Here is a 2,991-nt window from a genome sequence, read left to right as displayed (position 1 = left end):
TGGGGTGTAGGGTTTTACCGATTTTGAGGGGGTCAATTACCTAATTTTCAGGGAAAAAGTCCAGGAATTTTCCCCCCGATCACTCGCATATCCGGTACTTTTTGATTGACAAAAAGTCTAAAAGTCTTACCCAACAAGGTTTTTAGATTTATTCAGCAAGCCCTAATTGAAATTTGTCCACAAAAATTAAGGGTGTGTTAGGAAAATATAAGCACTCTTTTTGACATTTCTTCATATCTATTCAGAAAAATTAACAGAGGATTCTTGACCCTGCAGCTAGGGGAATATTTTATCCTAAAGATATAACTCTGCTGCAGGGGATTTTCTTGCTGACTTCCGCTGCTATTAAAATTATGACCCATCAAACTCTCAAACTCGCCGGGATGAGTTGCGCTGGTTGTGCTAATTCGATCGAACGGATAATTAAATCTATCCCCGGAGTGATTCAATGTCAAGTTAATTTTGGCATGGAACAGGTGGATGTGGACTATGATCCCAAGCGTACCGATCTTAACACTATTCAAGCAAAAGTTAGGGATGCCGGTTTCCGGGCTACACCGATAACGGAAATTAATCTCGAATCCAGGCCAGAAAAAGAACTTCTCACTAAACTATCGATCGCTATTGTTATTAGCATTATACTTTTTATCGGTTCTTTGCCGATGATGACGGGTTTATCTCTATCTTTTATTCCCCACTGGTTACACGCTCCCTTATTACAATTAATTCTCGCTACTCCCGTCCAATTTTGGTGTGGTCAAAGTTTTTATAAAAATGCTTGGAAAGCCTTTAAAAATCGCACTGCCACCATGGACACTTTAGTAGTTTTGGGAACCAGTGCCGCCTATTTTTATTCCCTGTTTTTAACCTTCGGGAGCGATTTTATCGAAAAACAGGGGTTTAATTCCCATGTCTATTACGAAGCATCAGCTATCGTCATTACTCTGATTTTACTCGGTCGTTTCCTCGAAAAACGTGCCAGAAAAGAAACGGCCGCCGCTATTAAACAATTAATGGGATTACAGGCAAAAACTGCTAGGGTGATTAGGGAAGAACAGACGCTGGATCTACCGATCGAAGAGGTGAAAGTAGGAGATATGATTTTAGTGCGTCCGGGGGAAAAAATTCCCGTCGATGGCATAATTATCCAAGGCAGTTCTAGCATTGATGAATCGATGGTGACGGGGGAAAGTTTACCCGTGCGAAAAACCGTCAATCAACAGGTAATCGGTGCGACAATTAATAAAACCGGTAGCCTACAAATGCAAGCGTTACGGGTGGGAAAAGATACGGTTTTAGCTCAGATTGTCCGATTAGTGCAAACCGCGCAAGCATCAAAAGCACCTATACAAAGATTAGTCGATCGAGTGACTGCTTATTTTGTGCCGGTGGTGATGATTATTGCCGTAATAACTTTCCTATTTTGGATTCTCCGCACGGGTAATCTCACCCTCGCTTTGATTACAATGGTGGAAGTCCTAATTATCGCTTGTCCCTGTGCGCTAGGATTAGCTACACCCACCTCGATTATGGTGGGAACAGGACAGGGAGCAAAACAGGGAATTTTAATTAAAAATGCCGAAAGTTTAGAATTGGCCCAGGGTATTACTACTATTGTTCTCGATAAAACGGGAACTCTCACCCAGGGGAAACCAACGGTGACGGACTTCTTGACTCGCGAGGGGGTGAGGGATGGACGGGAATTATCGCTGCTGCAGTTAGTCGTATCGGTGGAGAATCATTCTGAACACCCGCTAGGAGAAGCAATAGTTAGATATGGGCAGTTAAATCAGATTAAAACCCTAGAAGTAAGCGAATTTGACTCAATAACTGGGTCAGGAGTGCAGGGAAAAGTCGGGTCGGATTTAGTGCAAATCGGTACACAACAATGGTTAGAACGTCAAGGAGTTGAAACAAAAGTTCTTAAAAAAGTCGCCCACGATTGGGAATGGCAGAAAAAAACCGTGGCTTGGATAGCGGTTAACGGGCGTTTAGAGGGGGTGATCGCCATTTCCGACGTTTTAAAACCTTTTTCTTCCTTAGTGGTCGCCAAGCTCAAAAAAATGGGCTTAGAGGTGATGATGATGACGGGGGACAACCTCGAAACCGCAGAGGCGATCGCCAGCGAGTTGGGTATCCGGCGCTTTTTTGCCGCACTCCGTCCCCAAGAAAAAGCCGAAAAAATCGAATATTTGCAGAAAAAAGGGAAAATAGTCGCCATGGTTGGCGATGGTATCAATGATGCGATCGCATTGGCGCAAGCGGACTTAGGTATTGCCATTGGCACGGGGACCGATGTAGCGATCGCTGCAAGCGATATAACCTTAATTTCGGGAGATTTACAGGGAATTGTGACTGCTATTGAGTTAAGTCGGGCAACAATGGGAAATATCAAAGAAAATCTCTTTTTTGCTTTTATTTATAACCTGATTGCCATTCCCATCGCTGCCGGAGTCCTCTATCCTTTTCTGCTCAATCCGATTATTGCCGGTGCTGCCATGGCTTTAAGTTCCCTTTCCGTGGTGACGAATGCCTTGCGATTGCGTCGAATTCATCCCAGGGTGGGGAGCAGGGTGTAGGGTGTGGGGTGTAGGGTGTAGGGTGTGGGGTGTAGGGTGTGGGGTGTAGGGTGTGGGGGTTATTTATTTTCAAGAGCGCGAATCAAAGTTAGCAGGAGTCGGCCTACTGATTCACATTGATTAAGAATAGGATTGACGCTCTGAGGGGAAGCTAGTTCAACTCTTTGAGAGATTAACCAATGAGTCTCCAACTCTATATTTTGGCAATATTTATCCAGAAAATTGATAACTATCTCGCTAGTAACCGTTCCGACCTGTGTCTCATAAAATAATTGATTATCTCGTTTCATTATTCCTAAAATATTTAGTCTTTTACCTTCAATTGGTGGTAACTTTATCGTGGTTTTTTCTTCTTGCCAAGCCTAAGGAATACAAGGCTGTGAATCCCATCCCATTTCAGCCAAATATCCTA

Annotated in this window: 1 protein-coding gene and 1 pseudogene; one reads left to right on the top strand and one right to left on the bottom strand. The window is 43.5% G+C overall.

The features are described 5' to 3' along the window. The first annotated feature begins 353 nt into the window (after window positions 1-353). Window positions 354-2,579 carry a heavy metal translocating P-type ATPase gene (locus PX636_RS10435; protein WP_288117062.1) on the top strand — a complete coding sequence of 742 codons (2,226 nt, stop codon included), beginning with the start codon at window positions 354-356 and terminating at the stop codon, window positions 2,577-2,579. Window positions 2,580-2,743: 164 nt separating this feature from the next. Here PX636_RS10435 and PX636_RS10430 read toward each other — a convergent pair. Further along, a pseudogene (locus PX636_RS10430) lies at window positions 2,744-2,991 on the bottom strand (transposase domain-containing protein); the annotation flags it as partial.

The sequence above is a fragment of the Microcystis sp. M53598_WE2 genome, assembly GCF_030067735.1.
Taxonomy (GTDB): domain Bacteria; phylum Cyanobacteriota; class Cyanobacteriia; order Cyanobacteriales; family Microcystaceae; genus Microcystis; species Microcystis aeruginosa.
This window is presented reverse-complemented; position numbering and strand designations above follow the sequence as displayed.